9 protein-coding genes and 5 pseudogenes are annotated in these 20539 nt (G+C 47.9%); 9 read left to right on the forward strand and 5 right to left on the reverse strand.

What is annotated here, in order from left to right; genetic code table 11:
• Positions 1–480 (forward strand): Hcp family type VI secretion system effector, encoded by a 480-nt coding sequence (locus tag OHJ17_RS22465; protein WP_032433792.1) that lies wholly within the window; start codon positions 1–3, stop codon positions 478–480.
• Between the two features lie 192 nt (positions 481–672).
• Here the strand turns inward: OHJ17_RS22465 and OHJ17_RS22470 are convergent.
• Positions 673–996, reverse strand: a pseudogene (locus OHJ17_RS22470) (phospholipase D-like domain-containing protein); the annotation flags it as partial.
• 18 nt (positions 997–1014) lie between these two features.
• Positions 1015–2125 (reverse strand): IS3 family transposase gene (locus OHJ17_RS22475; protein WP_087497898.1). Its coding sequence is split into 2 segments (ribosomal slippage): positions 1015–1873 and positions 1872–2125, totalling 1113 coding nucleotides; the frame shifts between segments, so codons are not numbered across the junction.
• 653 nt (positions 2126–2778) lie between these two features.
• Between OHJ17_RS22475 and OHJ17_RS22480 the strand changes: the two genes are divergently transcribed.
• From OHJ17_RS22480 to OHJ17_RS22505, 6 genes and pseudogenes are all read left to right on the forward strand, one after another.
• Positions 2779–3906 carry a PAAR domain-containing protein gene (locus tag OHJ17_RS22480; protein ID WP_004146856.1) on the forward strand — a complete coding sequence of 376 codons (1128 nt, stop codon included), beginning with the start codon at positions 2779–2781 and terminating at the stop codon, positions 3904–3906.
• Positions 3896–4159: a hypothetical protein gene (locus tag OHJ17_RS22485; RefSeq protein WP_004192273.1), complete on the forward strand. Its 264-nt coding sequence runs from the start codon at positions 3896–3898 to the stop codon at positions 4157–4159. The genes OHJ17_RS22480 and OHJ17_RS22485 overlap by 11 nt, the downstream gene beginning before the upstream one ends.
• A 134-nt stretch (positions 4160–4293) precedes the next feature.
• Positions 4294–5577, forward strand: a pseudogene (traD, locus tag OHJ17_RS22490) (conjugative transfer system coupling protein TraD); the annotation flags it as partial.
• Positions 5540–5806 (forward strand): hypothetical protein, encoded by a 267-nt coding sequence (locus OHJ17_RS22495; protein ID WP_004178415.1) that lies wholly within the window; start codon positions 5540–5542, stop codon positions 5804–5806. The pseudogene traD and the gene OHJ17_RS22495, both read left to right, overlap by 38 nt.
• A pseudogene (locus OHJ17_RS22500) lies at positions 5806–6478 on the forward strand (DUF4400 domain-containing protein). Before OHJ17_RS22495 ends, OHJ17_RS22500 begins: the two are co-directional and overlap by 1 nt.
• 10 nt (positions 6479–6488) lie before the next feature.
• Entirely contained in the window at positions 6489–7373 is an 885-nt protein-coding gene (locus OHJ17_RS22505) for an RES domain-containing protein (RefSeq protein WP_004192285.1), read from the forward strand.
• Positions 7374–7571: 198 nt separating this feature from the next.
• Here the strand turns inward: OHJ17_RS22505 and OHJ17_RS22510 are convergent.
• The 3 genes and pseudogenes from OHJ17_RS22510 to OHJ17_RS22520 form a co-directional block, all read right to left on the reverse strand.
• Positions 7572–7760, reverse strand: a pseudogene (locus tag OHJ17_RS22510) (integrase core domain-containing protein); the annotation flags it as partial.
• 16 nt (positions 7761–7776) lie between these two features.
• Positions 7777–8888 (reverse strand): annotated as a pseudogene (locus OHJ17_RS22515) (IS3 family transposase).
• A 367-nt stretch (positions 8889–9255) separates the two neighbouring features.
• Positions 9256–10263: a restriction endonuclease gene (locus OHJ17_RS22520; RefSeq protein ID WP_019705538.1), complete on the reverse strand. Its 1008-nt coding sequence runs from the start codon at positions 10261–10263 to the stop codon at positions 9256–9258.
• 655 nt (positions 10264–10918) lie between these two features.
• On the opposite strand from OHJ17_RS22520, the gene OHJ17_RS22525 reads away from it, so the two are divergent.
• Both OHJ17_RS22525 and OHJ17_RS22530 read left to right on the forward strand, forming a co-directional pair.
• On the forward strand, positions 10919–14206 hold the full coding sequence (locus OHJ17_RS22525) for an STY4851/ECs_5259 family protein (RefSeq protein ID WP_023283168.1): 3288 nt from the start codon (positions 10919–10921) through the stop codon (positions 14204–14206).
• Between the two features lie 12 nt (positions 14207–14218).
• Positions 14219–20539 (forward strand): DEAD/DEAH box helicase, encoded by a 6321-nt coding sequence (locus tag OHJ17_RS22530; protein ID WP_023283167.1) that lies wholly within the window; start codon positions 14219–14221, stop codon positions 20537–20539.

Raw genomic sequence — 20539 nt, forward strand, 5'->3', positions numbered from 1 at the left:
ATGTCAAATCCAGCATATCTTTGGCTAACCGATACAAACGGCTCCCCTATAACTGGTAGTTCTCTCGTTACAGGGCGTATTGGCGCTATTGAATTAAAAGCGGTAACGCACCACCTATCCATTCCTGTGGATGGAAACACCGGGAGATTAATAGGAACCAGAGTACATACGCCTATTACGGTACAGAAAGATTTTGATAAAACAACGCCCCTTTTATACAAAGCGCTGAGTGAGAACCAAACATTAAAGTCGGCAACCATAAAGATGTATCAGATCCTTGATGCAGGTGTTGAAAGCGAATATTTTAATATTATATTAGAGAATGTAAAAGTAACCGGAATTACCCCCAACTTATTTCCTGATTCTGGTACAGGTACGCACAGCGAGACGATTCAGTTAAGGTATGAGGCCATCACCTGGAAACATTGCGATGGGAATATCATTTACAAAGATTCCTGGAACCACAGGGCAACGGCATAAATTCTCCTTAGACTAAAGGCCATTCAAAAAAGTGGCCTTTTATAAGTTTAACTGATGATTTAAACCACCCTCGCCAAACAAGCCATCCAAATGCAACCGCATGGTTTGGAGGCATAGTATCTTGAAGCTATACCTCCTTGAGTAGCGCTAAATTAATTCAACACATTCGATACCTGCATAGCTTTAAGCCCCCTATAACTTCCGCTGTTCCAGGCTGGAATAAATCGTTTTAATTTCCGCTTGTAAGCTTTCGCCACGGTATACCATCGACGTATCGTATCGTTTGTACTTCTCATCACGCGTAGCGCTAAACCAGTTGAACGATCCTATGCACAGCAGCCCTTCATCACCAATCACGATTTTACTGTGAACACGGTTGACCAACATAGTCACAATGCCCAGCGCATTTAGTTTTTCCACTGCATCATTAAGGCGCTGCTGTTTTGCTTTGCGCTTTTCATAACTGACGTCTTGGGTATTAAAGCTTTTATCCGTTACGACAGTAATGTCGATACCACTTTAAGCACACCTGTTTTAGTTCCACGCACTTTTTGAGAGTTCCGGTTTTTCAGCCATCAGCCGGTACTCTTCCGGCGTCAGGTTGTTCAGGGACTCATGAGGCCGCTCGTTGTTATATTCTATCAGCCAGCGCTCGGTAATTTCCCGTGCTTCATTCAGTGTTCTGAACAGGTAAAAATCCAGAATTCCTGTCCGGTATGTCCGGTTGAACCGTTCGATAAAAGCATTTTGTGTAGGTTTACCCGGTTTAATAAATTCGAGCTGCACGCCATGTTCTTCGGCCCATTGTGCCAGTGCCCGCGAGACCAGTTCTGGCCCGTTGTCCATCCGCATTTTCAGCGGATAGCCGCGGTTTGCCACGATCCTGTCCAGCACCCGGATGATTCGCTGAGCCGGGATATTCCGGTTGATTTCTATCGCCAGTGCTTCACGGTTAAAATCATCCACCACATTGAAGGTCCGGAAGCGTCTGCCGCAGACCAACGCGTCGTGCATAAAATCGATGGGCCAGCTCTGGTTTAACGCTTGCGGTGTCGCCAGGGGTGCTGAATTACGCACTGGCAGCCGCTGTTTTCCCTTGCGACGAAAATTCAGTTTCAGCAGGCAATAAATCCGGTGAACACATTTATGGTTCCAGGTATTGCCCTGCCTGCGCAGCAGCTGGAACAGCTTCTTAAAACCGTAGCGCGGATAGCGTTCTGCCAGTTCAGTCAGCACGTGGATCACGGGTTCATCACGCCGGGTATCGGGCTGATAAAAATACACCGTCCTGCTCAGCGATAACGTCCTGCAGGCCTGGCGTAAACTTATGGCAAATTGCGTCGTCAGATAGCTGACGAGTTCACGCTTTATCGCTGGTTTTAAAGCTTTTTTCGATGACGTCTTTCAGTGCCCGGCACTCAAGACTGAGATCAGCAAACATCTGTTTAAGCCTCCGATTCTCGTCTTCCAGATCTTTGATTTTTTTAATATCGACCGCTTCCATCCCGCCATGCTTTGCCTTCCAGTTGTAATAGCTGGCTTCCGAAATAGCGGCCTCACGGCAAACATCCTTGACGGTACGTTCAGCTTCGACGGACTTCAATACGGCGATGATCTGGTGTTCAGTGAATCGGATCTTGCGCATAGCGATCTCCTCTGGGGACATAATCAGTATGTCGGAAGATCTCTAAAAGTGAATGGTTCATTTTGCCGGGATACTTACAACACCCCCACCGCAGTTCGCGGAAGGATGTAATGAAACGATTGGCGTTAGCCCTGCTTTTATTTATTTTCAAAGAATTGGTTGTAGCTTCCGTTCTCACGCCGGAAGCCGACCATTATGACAGCTATCTGTTAGTCGGCACTTAGCCCGCAACAGCCATTGCTGGAACAACTTACGACCTTCTGTTCCGTCCAGTGTTCTCCAGAGTGTAGGCCAAGCGGTGCCATATTCTAAGCAACCACCAAAGGTGAAAGAACATACTCGCTAGATAAGTTCCAGCGTCACCAGCTTTACCAGCAACACCGGCTAACAGGTAACCACTAGTAATTTACCGGTCCGCGATACCGCCGCCCTGATCCAGCTTCACAAAAGACAGGCTCTTGCTCTGTTGGAATGCAGGCAATTGTGGAAATCTCGTCTGCAACTGACCGTGCGGATAAACACTATCCATAGCTGGCGACCTGCTCCCATTGATTAACATACTTTGATTTTATTACATTTGCTCATTTACTCGCCAACACCAAAAACTTACACTTCCCACATGGAATTAAAAGCAAAAATAAGGATAAGGACGAATGGCTATTGGTCATTTTTTATTTAGGGGTGATAAGACCGCTTGCGGTGGCAGGATTCTTGAAGGATGCCCCGACCATCAATTTTTCGATAAAGATATGGCATGTGAAGGCCATAAAGTAACCTGCGGCAAACATCCAGGGCATTATCGTATCTGCGGCGGCCTTGATAGTGACGAAATACATGGTAAAAGAGTAGCCGGAACACTGCACAGCCGTTGTTCCTGTCCCTGCAAATCACGTTTTATTCCTTCCATCGATGACACTTATGAATTTTCTACAGGGGCAGCGAAAGCCGACACAGCCCAATCTCAAGTCGTCGAATTTCCCGTTCTCCCCGGCCCGATTTATGATCCCCAAGCTGATAATGTGACTGACACCTGCAAGCCAGAAGATAACCCGCTGCTGAACGGCGTTTATATCTGGACTGAAACGACAAGTGCAGGTCATGTTTTCGTTTCAGTGCATGAGAATAACAATATCTTCCTCTACACCTATGGACGCTATGGACGCACTGATAAAAGTACCTTCACTGGGGATGGGATTTTAGACTTTTTCCAAGATGAAGATGCGCGTAAGTATTACCGATACGAACTTTATGAAATGGGAGCTCGCGCTTTCCGCATTGATGATGCAGATCCTAAAATAATCCGTAAATTCTTCGAAAACCTTTGGAATGGCGGTGTAACACCAATCCAAACGCCAAACATGCAAGATGGTACAAAGCGAAGAGGCCGAACCATTGATAAGTATGATGTCACTGGTAGCAACTGTACCACTCACTCAGTCGAGGGGCTCAAGTTTGCTGGCTCAAAGGTATTCGAACACGGTTACACATCCACGACAACACAGCTACCAATCGACATAGAAGAAGATTTTACTATTCCGGTTTCACTGCAAAGATATCTTGAATCAAAGAGTGCGGATTTCTCATCAATCCTCGTTGTCGAAATGACTAATACATTCAAACAGCAGTACCCTAACACCGAGAACAAAAGCCCTCAATCAATAGGAGGGAGTGCAAAAATTCAACAATCTGCTGCCGATTCCGCTGCTGTTGCTGGCTCAACATCCCCCTACTCAGGCGGTACAGTAGGCGGTTCATTGGGAAGCACTTACGATGATGAATAAGAAGTTCTGGATCAGATGGGTGAGTATCGCGCTGATCTGTGCAGCGTATTACGCTATCGTGCTTTATTTCGATCTGGTCTTCGCTCTTAACTTTACAGAGACAATGAGTCAAGGCGGAGAATTTACCCCTTCTCAATGTACCTGGTTTGTTAAGGAGCTAGCGCAAAATCACTCTGATTCGGCTTTAGCCTCCATCATTGGTTTCGCTGTCTGCGTCCCTTTGATCCTGCTCATCTTCAAGAAAGTGAAATGACTGTCAAAGGCTGGCGAGATCCAGCCTTTTCCTTCCTCCCTCATTTTAGACAATATGTAGTGGCACACTGAATTTGGCCACCCTGGACTGCCCCCACCACTCCGGTAGACGATTCTGCCCTAAAGTTTGAGTAAAGGAGGTTCGACTGGCGCTTCGTCAACATCATCACCCGCGCCCTGGTGGCACTGGGCCAGCGCCCGGACTACGCCCGTATCGCCCGCCACGTTATCAACATCGACGAACTATTTATCGACTACGCCCGCGTCTTTTTGCCCAGCCAGGACCGCCAGGCATGGGGCAACGTGGTACGGATTGCCGTTGGCATCACTGAGAAAAACACGCCACGTAATCTTCAGGGAAGGGACAGCTACGTCGTCGCGCTGGAGCAGTACCTTTCAACCACCCGATTACACGACACGATCCTCGACGGTCTACGTACTGCCGTGCGCTATGACAAAACCTATTTCGATAAGATCGTCGCCTCGCTGCTGCCACTGCTGGAAAAACTGACCACCAGAAAAATCTCCCAACTGCTGGCCCCGGACTACGGCGACCTTAACGACCCGCGCCCAGTATTCAACTGGCAGCAGGCCATTCGCCAGCGGGCGATTATTTATGTCGGGCTGGATGCATTGTCTGACGCAGAAATTGCCGCCGCTGTCGGCAATTCAATGTTCGCCGATCTGGTCAGCGTCGCCGGACATATCTACAAGCACGGCGTGATGGATGGCCTGCCGCAGACGGAAGAGAACCCGGCCATCAACCTGCACTGCGATGAGTTCAGTGAACTGATGGGCGATGAATTTATTCCGCTAATAAATAAAGGCGGCGGCGCAGGTGTAGAGGTTACGGCCTACACCCAGACGCTCTCCGATATAGAAGCCCGCATCGGCGACCGCGCCAAAGCGGACCAGGTCGTCGGCAACTTCAACAGTCGGATCATGATGCGGGTGCGGGAATCTGCCACCGTCGAATTGTTGACGAAGCAACTGCCGCAGGTGGATGTGCTCAGCAACAGCATCAGTTCCGGCGTTGCCGACAGCGCCGACGCACAGGGCAATATCAGTTTTTCCAGCAACACCCAGGATCGGATGAGCAGCATACAGGTGCCGTTACTGGAACCCGCCTCACTGGTACAGCTTCCCAAAGGGCAGGCGTTCGCTCTGCTGGAAGGTGGTCAGCTCTGGAAGCTACGCATCCCATTACCGGACGCAGCACACGATCCGCTGATGCCGGAAAGCATCACACACATAGCCCGCTATATGGAAAAACAGTACGACAGCACGCCCATATGGTGGGACCGCCCGGAGACAGTTGTAACGGCGAAAAATGACCCTATTTTATGGCTGAACGACAGCGAAACCACGGAGAAACAGACCGATGATACCCCGGACACACCGCCAGCTCGTGAGCGTTGAAGTGATGTGGCCTGCACAAACACTGCCTCTTCCCCTGCAACAGGCGGTGGAAGCGCTGACGCAGGGAGAAACGCCCGACCAGATTATCGCCCGGATGAATTTGCAGGGCTTTCAGGCATGGCGCGAAGCTACATCGCCGCAAGGCGAACACGACATTTTTCAGATACGACTGGATGAGGCACACGAGGCACGGTTCCTCTGCCGCTACATTACTCTGCCGCTGCACTGATGCCCGAACATGCGCCACCAGGCCCCGTGCGTCGCCCCGGACGGCTCGGCTGGATAGCATTACTTCCCGGCGTGCTGATCGGTTTTTGCCTCGGCGCGTGGATGCTGGCGATAACGCTGGAGTGGCTGGGCGAGGCGTTTTTCTGGCGGAACACCTGCGCCAGTCACAGTGAGCAGGTATTGCTGGCGACATGGCAGTGGTGGAAAAGCTCTGCTGGCGCACCGATGTGGTTAGTAGAAGACCTCGCGATTGTCAGCGATACGTTGCAGAAAGGGAGCGCGGCGCTGATTGCTTCTCTCAGTGGTCAAAGCGGGTTGTTCTGGACGGAGGCTGTCACGACGGTAATCCGCTGCGCGTTACAGTCTGCGATTAAGTTACCCTTACCTTTCTGCTGCGCTGGCTATTTTATTGCAGGCGCTACCACAGTTTGTGCTGACCATTGTTATAGGGCTGATTGACGGGCTGGTACGCCGCGACTTACGGCGATTCGGCGCAGGCCATGAGTCCGGGTTTGTTTATCATCATGCAAGGCGTATGATTTCATCCAGCTAGACAGCGACGGGGCTGGTGTTGCCGCAATTTCTTACCCCTGAATATTTTGTGGTACTAAGTTCAGTAATAGTTGGATTAGCGGTATCCTTTGTAATTAGGACATTTAAAAAATATTTTTGAGTATATTAAAATGACATTAAAGACTATCATCGAACAATTTCCACCGTTATCAGTTGATGAGCTAGTCACTGGGATCAATAATTTCCCTCAATACAACATAGCTATGAAAAAAGAATTCTTAGCTAAATTGATCAAACACCACCCTTTGCTCTATGTTGATTGGGGAGAAGGCTCTTCATATTATAGAGCAAGGTATATGGGAAATGATGCGTCCCCTATTGACCACGTCAGTAAAATTCTTTGCCCCCCAAAAGAAATAAGATCCTACGGTAGAATTGATTCAGATGAAAATGAGATTCTCTACACAGCCAGCAGTAAAAACACTGCACTTAACGAGTTAAAAAATTATAATAATAGCTTTAATTATTATACTATAGCTACTTTTCGTATCTATAATAGCATAAAAGTTCTTCCGATCGGGGAACTTTCACATACTCAAGTTACAGGAAGAGGAATGCTTCTGGGTAATCAATCACAATCAATTAACAAATTGATCAATGCCTGCAATCCTGATGAAGTAACCCGATTACTTATAACTGACAAATTCCTTTCTGACTCTCTAATGAGCGATAACTACAACATAACTTCATATGTTGCCAATTGTATCTTTGAAAAAAATTCTGACATTTATGTTATAGCATACCCCAGCAAACAATATCCCGGAGGAATAAATTTCGCCATAAAAAACAAAGTGATATGGGATCACCTCGGCATAAATGCAGTTAGATATGCGCAGATTCGACATTTAGCATGTGGCTACTTTGAAGAAAGAAATACACGTCATGTGAAAGGGATTACACAAAGAGGGAAACTTATCTGGGATGAAAATCATGCTGATGATGAATATTATACCTATCCTTTGGAACCGCTCTGGACCCCGGGACAGAGCATTTAAATTATAAAAAACTCTGTTTGATTCATCGGCTGACAATAACAGTTTATAGGGTCATCTAGCAAACGAATGCCAGCGGGATGACTCATATGACTACAAATAAGCTGACATTCACGATTTTCACCATAATTGACCAGCCCCCAGGATTCGATATAACCGTAAGTTAGTAATATCTGTTTTCTAACTGTTTAATTCCCCATTTCACCATCGTGCTGCAAATTCTGATGGCGTCTGATAATTTAGTGCTGAATGTGGACGACACTCGTTATAATCCTGCCGCCAGACATTAATGGTTTTCCTGGCGTGACCGATATCTCTGAACTAGTGCTCATTCAGACATTCATCGCGAAAGCGTCCGTTAAAACTCTCAAAAAATCCGTTCTGCGTTGGTGTAAGCGCACCCGTTTTAGTTCCACGCACTTTTTGAGATTTCCGGGGTTTCAGCCATCAGCCGGTATTCTTCCGGCGTCAGGCTTTTCAGGGATTCATGGGGGCGCTCGCTGTTATATTCAGCCAGCCAGCGCTCTGTAATTTCACGTGCTTCGTTCAGGGTTCTGAACAGATAAAAATCCAGTATTTCTGTCCGGTACGTCCGGTTGAATCATTCGATAAAGGCATTCTGTGTTGGCTTGCCGGGCCTGAGAAATTCCAGCATCACACCATGCTCTTCTGCCCATTGTGCCAGCGTCAGCAAGACCAGCTCCGGACCGTTATCCATCCGCATCTTCAGCGGATATCCGCGGTTTGCCACGATCCTGCCCAGCACTCTGACAACCCGCTGCGCCGGGATATTCAGGTCAATTTCGATCGCCAGCGCTTCCCGGTTATAACCATCCACCACGTTGAAGGTTCTGAAACGTCTGCCGCACACCAGCGCATCGTGCATAAAATCGATGGACCAGCTCTGGTTCATCGCCTCTGGCGTTGCCAGCGGAGCCGGATTGCGCACCGGCAGGTGCTGTTTTCCCTTACGGCGAAAATTCAGTTTCAGCAGGAAGTAAATCCGGTGAACGCGCTTATGGTTCCAGGCGTTGCCCTGCCTGCGAAGGACCTGAAAAAACCTTTTATATCCGTATCGCGGATAGCGTTCAGCCGCCACGGTCAGCGCCATAATGACTGGCTCATCACGTTGCGTATCCGGCTGATAACGAAATACCGTCCTGCTCAGCGACAATATCCTGCATGCCTGACGTAAGCTCATGGCAAACTGCGCGGTCAGATAGCTGACCAACTCACGCTTTATCGCTGGTTTTAAAGCTTTTTTTCAATAACGTCTTTCAATGCGCGGCACTCGAGGCTCAGGTCCGCAAACATCTGTTTCAACCGGCGGTTTTCATCTTCGAGGTCCTTCATCTTTTTGATATCAGAGGCTTCCATACCGCCGAACTTCGCTTTCCAGTTGTAGTACGAGGCCTCAGAAATCCCGGCTTCGCGGCACACATCTTTGACGGTGCGTCCGGCTTCGACGGACTTCAGAACGGCGATGATCTGGTGTTCGGTGAATCGGGCTTTGCGTATGGCGATCTCCTCCAAGGATATATTCAGTATGCCGGAAGATCTCTAAATGTGAATGGTCCGGTTTACCGGGATGCTTACAGGTTGACTCAGATTGACTTCTGTTGAAAGGAGAATCGCGAAAAGCCTTGCGTAGCGCGGATTTCAGGCACAAAAAAGACGTCCGTCGACGTCTATTGATGTTCCGATGGTGCGAAGGCCGGACTCGAATTTCACACCCAATAGACTGATATCAATGTAGTATATAAGCAGGAATAATTATTTATACCCACACTTGTACCCACAAGTTAAAATCCGTACAAAAAATAGACACTACGAGTGGGTATAAAGCCATACCAGTAGAACACCGATATGGCTATCAAAGCAAGATTCAGGCAGGTAGGAAAGTTTTCTTCAGAGGCACCAAGAGTTTGGTCTCGATATCAACTTGCTCGTAGTTCTCAATAAGCGCTCGGACAAGATCATCAAGTGTCCAGAGCGTCAGAGGTATCGTCGAACGATCAGCCTCATAGCGAGCATCTTTTGTAAAACCACCGGTACTGACATAAAGCCCGCGATCGTCTTTATGGCGACCGCCAATAAAGCTACGGATCTGTTGGCTTCCCATCTGTTCCCTGCGGTGCTTTACTTCAACGATGATACGCGGATTTTCAAAACCGAACCCATCAGGTGAAGCAATAATGTCTTTACCCCGATCGGCTCCCGCAGGTGAGACCTGCGTTTTATAGCCCATACTGCGTAAAACTCCGGCAACCAGATTTTGCATCTCGTCCCAGTCAAGAGAGTTGATACGATCTTTGATACCCTCAAACGCCAGCATTTCCATATCGCGGAGCGGATCAGAAACGACTTCATCTTCATCCATAGCAATTGGATTCTGAGTAATTACATCTGCAGTGGGTTTCTTATCCTGCAAAAGCTCTTCTAGAGCATATTCTGGGAGCTGGAAAACCGTTAGCGTGGAGCCCAATGTGTTTTTGGTAGCAACAGACAATCGATCGCGATCGATTTCTTCAGTATTCCATTTAACCTGTCGAGCGATTCCCATCCCCTCTTCTACCCATTCAGGGTGGTACTGGAAATCAGATGTAACCTTACCTAGCAGATAAGTACGATTGGCTGGCGAATAGGTAATAACCCAATCACCCTTTTGGATCTCATTCACAAAACGCCAGACCTGCGATGCACCAGAACGGGCTGTTCCCAGCTTTGTTAAGGGATCTGCCTCCTGGTATAAGGCCAGTAACTGGGCTCGGGACAGGCCGGGTTTGACTAATGGAGCCAGCTGAGACCAACCGATGCCTACAATTTGCTTATCGCGAAAATCGTCATAGAGCTTGCCGCCATCGCCACGAATCATCCACATTCTGTTGCCCATACCAGTCCCTTCATGAGGAAAAGAAATTAAGCTGGATCATAAGCTTGTTCGCCGTAGGCGTCAAAATCCTCTACAACGACGTCACTGCATCCCCGGATTGTGTTTTGCGATGATATAGTCAGTTAAAATTACAGCTTCAATTATAGGGCAGGATCGGCTACAGGGGTGGTTCAATTCAAGTAGAATATAGATATATTCTATACGATAGCCTCGGGCGATTAGTTCAGTAACTCCTTCCGCTGCGCGCTTACGAACAAAATATCCATTTAACTCATTGATAATAATATGGAAAAACCACTAAAGCACATATACACACGATGCATAAACAGCAAACTCACCCCATGTATTTTTGACTGATTATACAATTTTTATTACTCTTGGTAGTATAGTTCTCCTGATTGCTCTATATCATAAAAGATAAATTATTAGTCCTTGTGCATAGCGACACTAATGTATAACTTGCTTTTATTTTAAATTATAAAAAGCTCAGTAAATAGGACGAAATCAATCAATTTTTCTTATCATTTAATTTAAAAAAACTTGTAAAACTCACCCACAAAAAATAGTAGTTGAAGTTGCACAAACGAAGGCGTAAGCTGATCTGTTTATTTAATTAAAATCACGATGTTTTTCGCTTGTCTGTAAGGAGTTTGCCTTGAGTCAATCAGAATGCATTTCTTGGGTAAAATGTACTTCCTGGCTAAGTAACTTTCTTAATCGTAGAGGATTGAGACAACCTGATAGCCGTCCCCTATATGAATATCATGCGACCAATGATGAATACAATAATCTAACACAACTACTTCGTGCAGTTGGTCAAGTACAGAGTAATATCGATGATAAAGGTTACGCTGCCTGTTTTGTCCTTTTTTGCTCTGAATGGTATCGCAGAGATTATGAGCGCCATTGTGGTTGGATGTGGGACCCTATATATAGAGCATTGGGAGTATCATTAACGTCGACTGAATTAAGGATTATTATCCCTAAAGGGATGGAAGGTTACTGGAACCGCCCAATCCGATTTTACGAATCGGAACGACGTAATTTTCTCGGAACATTGTTCAGTGAGGGGGGATTACCATTCCGCTTACTGAAAGAATCGGATAGCCATTTTCAGAATGTATTCTCCCGGATTCTCAATCAATATGGGCAGGCACAACTGGCAGGATTTTCCATACTTTCTCTAGTAAGAACTGTCATAGAAAAATCAGCCCTGCCAACTGTTTTTAGCGAAGACACTTCTGTAGAACTCATCAGCCATATAGCGGAAAAACTCAGCTCGCTGGTTCTAATGTACAACCTGAGCAATCATACCGAACCCGTGAAGCAGCTTGATAAAGTGCATCCAAAATGGCGTGATGAGTTCCCTATGCCTTTGGATGATGAAACAGGTACTCGCTTTCTTAATGGGTTGCTATGTACTGCCTCCGTAGAGGCTAAATCCCACTTACAAAAAAATAAGGGTTCCGGTTGTCAATTCTATTGGTCGGAAAACCATCCCAATCAAATCCAGGCGATAATTTCGCTGCCTGATGAACTCACCTTCCCAATCATCAGCACTCCCTCAACGACGCGATTTGAACTTGCCATTTATGAAGATGGTGAAGAAGTCACCTGTCTCGGCCCCGCCTATGCATCCCTGGAGAACGCCCATGCCAAAGTTCGCCTGCGTAAAAGTGAGTCGAGATTTGTCAGACGCCAGCCAGCTGCGAGCTTAACGATTGTTGCACGAACTGGAGGAATGATTGTTGGCACCATAAAACTTGAAGATAGTGAAATCGCCGTTGGCGAGGTACCACTTACTTTTGTTGATGATGAGGAACGCTGGTTATTGCAAGGGCAAGCTTCTTGTACTGTACGTAATAGCAATGTTCTTATTGCCTTACCTCAAGAAAAAACCACTATTTCAGGGTGTGAAGGCTCTCCAGGTACAGCGTCGTTATTAGGACTCAGAACACTGTCCGTAAAAGGACGCCAAGATATAACCATTTCCGGAGATGAAACATACAGGATCCGCACCGGGAGGGAACAATCTAATCAGAGCGGATTTGATTTTGATGGAAAACATGTTACCTGGAATTGCCATCCTGATGAAACATTCCTTGGTGTACCTAAAGTTACGGCGAAAAACCTGAATGCTGAAGATATACAATTCAAACGTTACCTGAGTGGCATATCGTTAGATGAATGTCAGGTACAAGAGATGATGGGTACGCAATATGTTTCTGTCAGAAATACTCACAATGAAACTCTACTGCGTCGAAAAATTGGGATCTTGCCGGCAGATTTTAACATTGAAATAAAGGGTGGTGAGCTAGCCAATGAAGGTTCCATTGTTATCTCAACGCAACATCCCTGCATGTCTGTCTTAAAAGATAAAACATTAGAGGTTGCTCGCAAACGCTCAGCAGGACAAACAGAAATATTACTTAAAGCAGAAGGAATACCTCCTGCGTTTGTCTCTTTGCAGATTTACCCAAATTTGGGTGCAGCCCCAGTAGAGATGACTCTACCTTTCCCTGCAAAAGGTTGCCTGGCCCTTGATGCAAATGGATGCACTCTGGATAAAAATATTACTCTGCATGATTTGCTGGGTTCGAGAGCCTTTTTATTTGGTAAAAATGGCGATCCGACACGTTTTTCACTGGAATTACATTTACGTTCCAAAAGTGGGTTACAGGCATGGCATGAATGGTGTTATACCGCGGGGGAACACCCCGTCGAACTCAATTTATACAGCCTGAGAGAGCATATTGAAAACTTACTGTCTCTTGAGACAGGAATTGACCAGGTTGTTGAGATGCAAATCAAAGGCGCAGGTGCTGTAATGAGCTGGCAGATTCGCCGCTATAAATACAGTTTACGCTATGATTATGAAAGAGAACTTCTCGTCAGCCAGTCAACCCATTATCGTACCGAGCAAATGTCTTCACCTGTCATCATGTTATTGAGTGAGCCGGAGAGAAAAATCACCCCATTATCATCAAGAATGAGCGAAGGTGTACCGACAGGTGAATATGAACTGAGTTCGGTTATTAACAAAAATGGGCCGTGGTTAGTCGTCCCCAAACAGGGTGAGGAAATGGCGTTTCGCCCCTGCTTCATTCGTGGGGAACCGTCGTTACCTGTGGATGAAAGTAGTATTCGTTCATTGCAGAAAGCGACCCAGCTTTTTAATCCCCAGTCTGAAGTTAATACCATTACACTGGTACTTGAACAGATGGCTAACGATCCCGCTCATTCCGGCTGGCAATTTATGCGTTGCCTGTACGACCAATTTGGTTATCTGCCGCTGGCAACCTTTGAAGTTTGGCGTGCGCTAGTACAGCATCCACGAGCACTGGCGATGTCGCTATTTAAATTTGAGATGTCAGCTGAGTATCTGAGCCGCATTGAAAATGAGTTCCCTATTTTATGGGAGTTCTTCCCCATCTTCGAAATCAAAACTGCAGCCGATCGATTTAAATTGTTCCTGAGCCAAAAGGGTGCACCGGAAGAAACCCAGAATTTACTGGTGAAGAGCTTGTATCAGCGATTGGGGCTCGTTTTTCCGACATATGCCGACGAAATTGAGAAATGGTTAAGTTATGGACAATTCCCTCCGCCCATTCCAGAGTTCTTCATTCGCGAGTGGTATCAGGAGCTTTTACGTGAGCATAGTGAAGCTCGCTGGCCAGAGTACGGCAGCAAGCGGCTGCATAGCTGGATGACATCACAAAAAAATCCAGTGATCAGCATTAATCCTGACGCAGAATACCGCTATTCCGTTGCCTGGTTACCCGTCTTCGCCGCAGCTGTAGCAAGCGGCAATACCTCTTTTGAAGCCGTATTTGACCGTAAACCGGGTGCCGTGTTTTTCCTGAGACAGGTCAGGGACTTCGATTCCCGCTGGTTTAAGGCCATCTTCCAGTGCAGCCTGTTGCGTTATTTTGCTCAAAAATAAAAAGGGATAAGAATGACTACACGCTATTTTTCGTCACTTATTGAACAATCGTTGTCTCGTTCAACTGAAGCAACACTGAGTATCATGGGGGTCACAAACCCGCAGTTGCGTGAGCACCTCGCGCAACAAATGGGCGCCGATTGTGGGAAATCAGGCTCATTCCTTGCTTCTCCCGTTTTCCAACAAATGTTTGGCTGGAAAGCGTCAAACAAAACGATGCGTAGCCTGACGGAAGGCAAGGCATTGCTCAGTAAAGCTGTGGTTGATTCGCTGGATGATCAGAACAATGGACGCTATCGTTTTGGTGCTGACTGGAAACCCTTTACTCACCAGCTAGCCAGTTGGAAGGCTCTGCTGGAAAAAAAACATTCTGTGGTAGTGACCAGCGGTACGGGTTCAGGCAAAACCGAATGTTTTATGGTGCCGGTGCTGGAAGACCTCTACCGGGAATTACATGAAAATGGCAACAACCCACTTATCGGCGTCAGGGCCCTTTTCCTCTATCCACTTAACGCCTTAATTAATTCGCAACGTGAGCGCCTGGACGCCTGGACACGTGGTTTTGGTTCCGGAATCCGATACTGCCTCTACAACGGAAATACCGAAAATCTACACGCCGCAGTGAAAAGCGAACAGGTAAAAAGACCGAATGAAGTACTCTCGCGCGAAAAAATGCGTGAAGAACCCGCTCCAATTCTGGTGACCAACGGCACAATGCTGGAATATATGATGGTCCGCCAGATCGACGCTCCAATTATCCAGCAATCTAAATCACAAAAATCATTACGCTGGATCGTATTGGATGAAGCGCATACCTATGTCGGCTCGCAGGCCGCTGAACTGGCGCTGCAGTTACGCCGCGTGATGACGGCCTTTGGTGTGACTCCAGATGATGTTCGCTTTGTAGCAACCTCTGCAACCATTGCCGGAAGCGATGCCGAAAAGCAATTAAAAAAATTCCTCTCTGAATTATCCGGTATACCGCAAGAGCGCATTGACGTACTGGACGGAAGCCGGGTTATTCCGGAACTGGAACCATGCAAACACGTTTTTATTCCGTTAGAAGAAATTGAGCAAATCCCTGATACAGACATGAAGGGCGTAAGCCCAGAGCGCTTTGATGCACTTACGCATTCACCTGAAGCGTATTACTTGCGCGACATGCTAGTTACTCAACCGAATCCAATGAAGTTGGATGATATGACGCAGCGGTTGAACTCGCTAACAAAACAGCATTATAGCCAGCAGGATGTGTTGCGCTGGATTGACGTCTGCTCTGGCACACAACCCAATACTAAGGATCCCGCATTTCTTAAGGTCAGGGCGCACATATTCCAACGCAATACCCAGGGGGTGTGGGCCTGCGTTGATAAAGAATGCAGATTAAAGCACGGTACCCCGCTGGAAAAGGGTTGGCCTTTTGGCTATGTGTATGTGAACAAACGCCAAAATTGCGATTGTGGAAGCCCGGTTTACGAGCTGGCATTCTGTAATGAATGTAATGAGCCACATCTTCTGGCGCGGGACAAAAAGGGAAAACTTGTCCAATGGGAAAATAAAGGCGGTGATGAGTTCTCTTTGCAAGATGATGTGCATATTGAACATGATGCCGCAGAAGAAAAAGTTGATAAAGAGAGTCGTTTTCAGCCCGCACTCATTATCGCCGCAGAGAAGACCAGCGCGGCGGGTTATACCCAACAGCGTCTGGACCGTCAGACGCGTCGTATTGGTGTTATTAACAATGACAGCATCCCGCTAGTTATTAACGACATTGAACAAGTATGTAGTGCCAGTAGCTGTGGCTACAGAGGCACGAGCGGAAAACAACCGTTCCGCCGTGCCTTATTAGGTGGGCCATTTTACGTCACCAATATTGTGCCAACCGTTCTGGAATATTGTCAGGATTTTATTAGTGAAGAAGGAAAAGAGGGCGTCGGACCTGATTCGTTACCAGGTCGAGGCCGTCGACTTATTACCTTTACCGACAGCCGGCAAGGAACGGCCCGCATGGCAGTGCGCATGCAGCAAGAAGCTGAGCGCAGCCGCTTACGCGGCAGTGTGGTGGAAATCCTGAGCTGGCATCAACGAACACAGACTTCTGCAACACCGAATGCCAATGCCGATCTGGAAAAGTTAGCGACGAGGGCAAAACAGGCCCACAATGAGGCGAAAGAGTATAGAAGCTGGGGAATGCCGGAACAAGCAAAACTGGCTGAAGCGCAAGCCGAACAGCTTGAACAGGCTATTCAGGCCGCGACCGGTGGCAAAGCTGCGACCATTCTGTTTTCGCGGACCTGGATTGAAATGGTTAATGAACTTAAAGAGAAAGCCGATATTCGCGGCCCTATTCTGCAATATAACCACTATCTGAAGCCTGAAATTTTCAATGAGAATGGCGGGCCGCTAAAGCTTTCTGAGATGTTGTTATTCCGGGAGTTTATGCGCCGGCCCAAACGAACTAACAGCCTGGAAACGCAGGGATTAGTTCAGGTTGGTTATCAGGGGCTGGAGAAGATCCATAAGATGCCGGTGCATTGGCAAGAGAAAGGGCTGACGCTGGATGACTGGAAGGATTTTCTTAAGGTTACGCTGGATCTGTACGTACGTGAAAGCAACTTCACACAACTGGACGATGAGTTGAAAAACTGGATTGGTAGCCGTTTTTCATCGAAATTCGTCCGTAACCCGGACACAAAAGATCCCGAAGATAATCAGAACAGACGCTGGCCACAAATTCGTAATGGCAATATATCCCATCGTTTAGTGAAGTTATTAATGCTTGGCGCAGGATTCAAAACCGTAAATACGGCGACGATGGATATTATCAATACGTGGCTGAAAGAAGCGTGGACCCAACTTACCGGCCCACTTGCAGTGCTGAAACCTGATGGTAACCGTTTCTATCTGCCAAAAGAGCACATGACTTTTTCTTTAATCACAGATGCCTGGATTTGTCCGGTAACCAATAAGATTCTGGATACGGCCTTTAAAGGCTTAACCCCTTATCTGCCCACCCACATTTCGTTTGAACACCTTACCAAGACACAATATGACGCTTTTGTCGCGCAAAAGGTCACCATGCCGGAAATCTGGAAGCTGGATCGTTCGCAAGAAGACTACGCTCCGGGTCTGGCGAAGGTACGTGACTGGGTTAGTAAAGAGCCACTAATCGCACAATTACGTTCGGAAAACGTCTGGACGGATATTAACGATCGTGTCGTGGAAGGCGGATTTTACTACCGCACAGCCGAGCACTCTGCTCAGCAATCGTCAGAACGTTTGCAAAGCTACGAAAAGATGTTCAAAAACGGGCAGCTTAATGTTCTTAACTGTTCTACCACCATGGAAATGGGGGTTGATATCGGTGGCATTACCGCCGTAGTGATGAACAACGTACCGCCCCATCCGGCTAACTATTTACAGCGTGCCGGGCGAGCCGGGCGTAGTCAGGAATCGCGTGCGATCTCTTACACACTATGTAAAGGGAACCCGCACGATCAACAGGTTTTTGCCAACCCACTCTGGCCATTTGAGACCATGATCCCCGCGCCAATGGTGGCAATGAATTCCGCCCGGCTGGTGCAACGCCACGTCAATGCGTTATTACTGTCCGACTTTTTATGTCACGTCATTGGCGAAACAGATAAAGAAAAAACCAGTCTTGATAGCCTCTGGTTTTTCGGTGAAGACGACGGGCAATCAAAATGTGAACACTTTAAAGTCTGGCTCGAGCGTCCGGTTCTTGATATCGACGCGGCGCTGGAACGGCTGGTGAAAGGTACAGCATTACATGGCGCCAGACCCGACCTGTTGCGGGATAAAACAATCCATGCGATTACGTTCCTGCAACAGCGATGGCTTTCCGTCTACCGCGATCTTGTAGCCCAGGAACGAGAATCGCAGCCGCAAACGCCTTATCGCAAGCGCATAGAACTGGAGAAAAAACGACACTGTGGCGAGTATTTGCTGCGTGACCTGGCGGCCAGGACTTTCCTGCCGGGATACGGCTTCCCGACAGATGTGGTGACGTTTGATAACTTCACTATGGAAGACTATATCCGTGAAAAATCACAGAAAAGCCGGGATAAAAAAGATCGCGAAGATAATGTGTCACGTTATAAGGGACTTCCCTCACGTAACTTGGGGGTTGCCATCCGTGAATATGCACCAGGTGCAGAGATCATACTGGATGGCCGGGTCTTCCGCTCTGCTGGCGTCTCACTGCACTGGCACAATATTAATGCCGATACCAATGAAGCCCAGCGTCTGGATTGCGCCTGGCGCTGTCACAAATGCGGGACCATAGGCTATGAAGAGGGGTTGAGCAGTTCCGGGACGCTATTTTGCACCAACAGCGCCTGTGGTGAAAAAATCATCATGGATAATCGTCGCCAGGTGCTGCAGCCAGCCGGGTTTGTAACTGATGCACACGCGCCGGTGACGAACAATATTGAAACCATGAAATTTATCCCGGTTGTCCCTGCCTGGGTATTTGTTAAAGCAGAACCCGTATCGCTACCTAACCCGATAATGGGGTATATGGCATCTGGCGCTGATGGGCATGTTTTCCAGCAAAGCCTTGGAGAAGGTGGGCATGGTTACGCACTTTGTCTGAGCTGCGGTCGCGCAGAGTCGATGTTGAACGCAAACGATGCGCCGAAAAGTATGGAAGCCCACTACCCGCCGCGTCCGGGAAAAGCAGATCGCGACAGCCAGAATCAACGTCTAATTTGCCCCGGCTCGACGGCGCTCATGAAGAACGTCACGCTGGGGGCATTGGCACGAACGGATGTCTTTGAAATGGTTCTACGCAAGCCGCAAAACGGTGAATATCTCCCGGATAGCACGGAAGAAGGGCGGATTGTTGCCATGACTCTGGCGGTAGCACTACGTCAGGCGCTGGCCGGGGTTTTGGGTATCTCCGCGGCAGAACTGGGCTACGCCGTGCGTCCGGTCAGACTGGAAGATGGACAATCAGTATTAGCCGTTCAACTCTACGATGTGATTAGCGGTGGTGCAGGTTTTGCATCCAGTGCGCCAATGCACATTGAGGCCATTCTGTTGGGAATGGTGAAGCAGTTGGGTTGCCACCACTGCGATACGGCATGCAGTGAATGCCTCCTCGACTCCCAGACTCGCCACGATCACGATTTGCTGGATCGTAAAGCAGCACAGGCATGGCTTGGTGATGACTTCTCGTACTACATCGGTTTGCCGGATGATGAAACATTCTCGCTACCGGATGCCCGATATTGCCCGGGAGCCATTGGCGATACCCTTCGTCGGGCGATTAACGAGGGTGCTGAAAAACTCACACTGTGGATGAATGGGCCACTCAATGAGTGGGATCTTTATGCCCGTCAATTCCGGGCGGCTATTCAGAACTACCGGATTAAGGACAATGTTGCGGTCGACCTTGTCATTCCTGCTGGCGTCGATGATCCGGAGCTGTTGCATGAGCTTTCGCAGTTTACTGCTTTGGGCGTGCGTTTGTGTCATAGCGAACAGGCTCTGGAATTGCCGATTGTTGCGCAAGTCGCCTTTGCCGATCGCGTAATGACGCTGGCTTCACGCAGCCAGCAGGCAACTATCCCAGGGCCAGGCTGGCACCTGAATGACGAACTGGTCGTTCGCAGCCTCGGCTATAACACGGTAAAACTGAACGAGTTTGTTTTGCCGGGGAAAGCAGCGAACTCTGTTGAGCGTGTCAAAGACATAGAGATTCATAAACAGTTAAATGGTGCACTTTCGCAGTTCGGACAACGCTTCTGGGACACGCTGTTTAACAGCCATGAAGAAGCACAATCGCTGATGAAAAACCAGCGAATCACCAGCGTTCACTATACCGATCGCTATCTGCAAAACCCGGTTGCGCTGGCACTGCTGGGGGCGATACTGAAACCGCTAAAAACAAAGCTGACCGATGACGCGGAGCTTGAGCTTGATACTCTGTTTAAGCCCAAGGATCGTCCCGGCAACCGGCCGTTCCATGACTGGATGAGCGATGCGGATTTTCAGGATTTCGCCGACCAGTGGTTTACTGCGGCAATGGGCAGAGCGGTAGAACTGACGGTGTTCGATTCGCCACGTGATATTCCACATCATCGTAAGCTGACGGTGACCTTTGAAGATGGTCAGACGTTGAAGATTCGATTCGACCAGGGAATGGGATACTGGCGTATCGACTTCCCAAATGCATGGCGTAACTTTGACTTTACTGACGATGTGACTTATCAGCTAGTAAAAATGGCGCAAGCCTGCCAGGAGGGCAAAGTCCTTAATAGCGAGGACAGCTGGGCAACGGATGTGCTGGTAGAGGTGATGTCGTCTTAA

The sequence above is a fragment of the Klebsiella sp. KP20-425-1 genome, assembly GCF_025813515.1.
Lineage (GTDB): Bacteria > Pseudomonadota > Gammaproteobacteria > Enterobacterales > Enterobacteriaceae > Klebsiella > Klebsiella pneumoniae.

Coding starts and splice junctions, on each gene's coding strand:
- OHJ17_RS22465 (WP_032433792.1), top strand. CDS start 1: ATGTCAAATCCAGCATATCTTTGGCTAACCGATACAAACGGCTCCCCT.
- OHJ17_RS22480 (WP_004146856.1), top strand. CDS start 2,779: ATGGCTATTGGTCATTTTTTATTTAGGGGTGATAAGACCGCTTGCGGT.
- OHJ17_RS22485 (WP_004192273.1), top strand. CDS start 3,896: ATGATGAATAAGAAGTTCTGGATCAGATGGGTGAGTATCGCGCTGATC.
- OHJ17_RS22495 (WP_004178415.1), top strand. CDS start 5,540: ATGATACCCCGGACACACCGCCAGCTCGTGAGCGTTGAAGTGATGTGG.
- OHJ17_RS22505 (WP_004192285.1), top strand. CDS start 6,489: ATGACATTAAAGACTATCATCGAACAATTTCCACCGTTATCAGTTGAT.
- OHJ17_RS22520 (WP_019705538.1), bottom strand. CDS start 10,263: ATGGGCAACAGAATGTGGATGATTCGTGGCGATGGCGGCAAGCTCTAT.
- OHJ17_RS22530 (WP_023283167.1), top strand. CDS start 14,219: ATGACTACACGCTATTTTTCGTCACTTATTGAACAATCGTTGTCTCGT.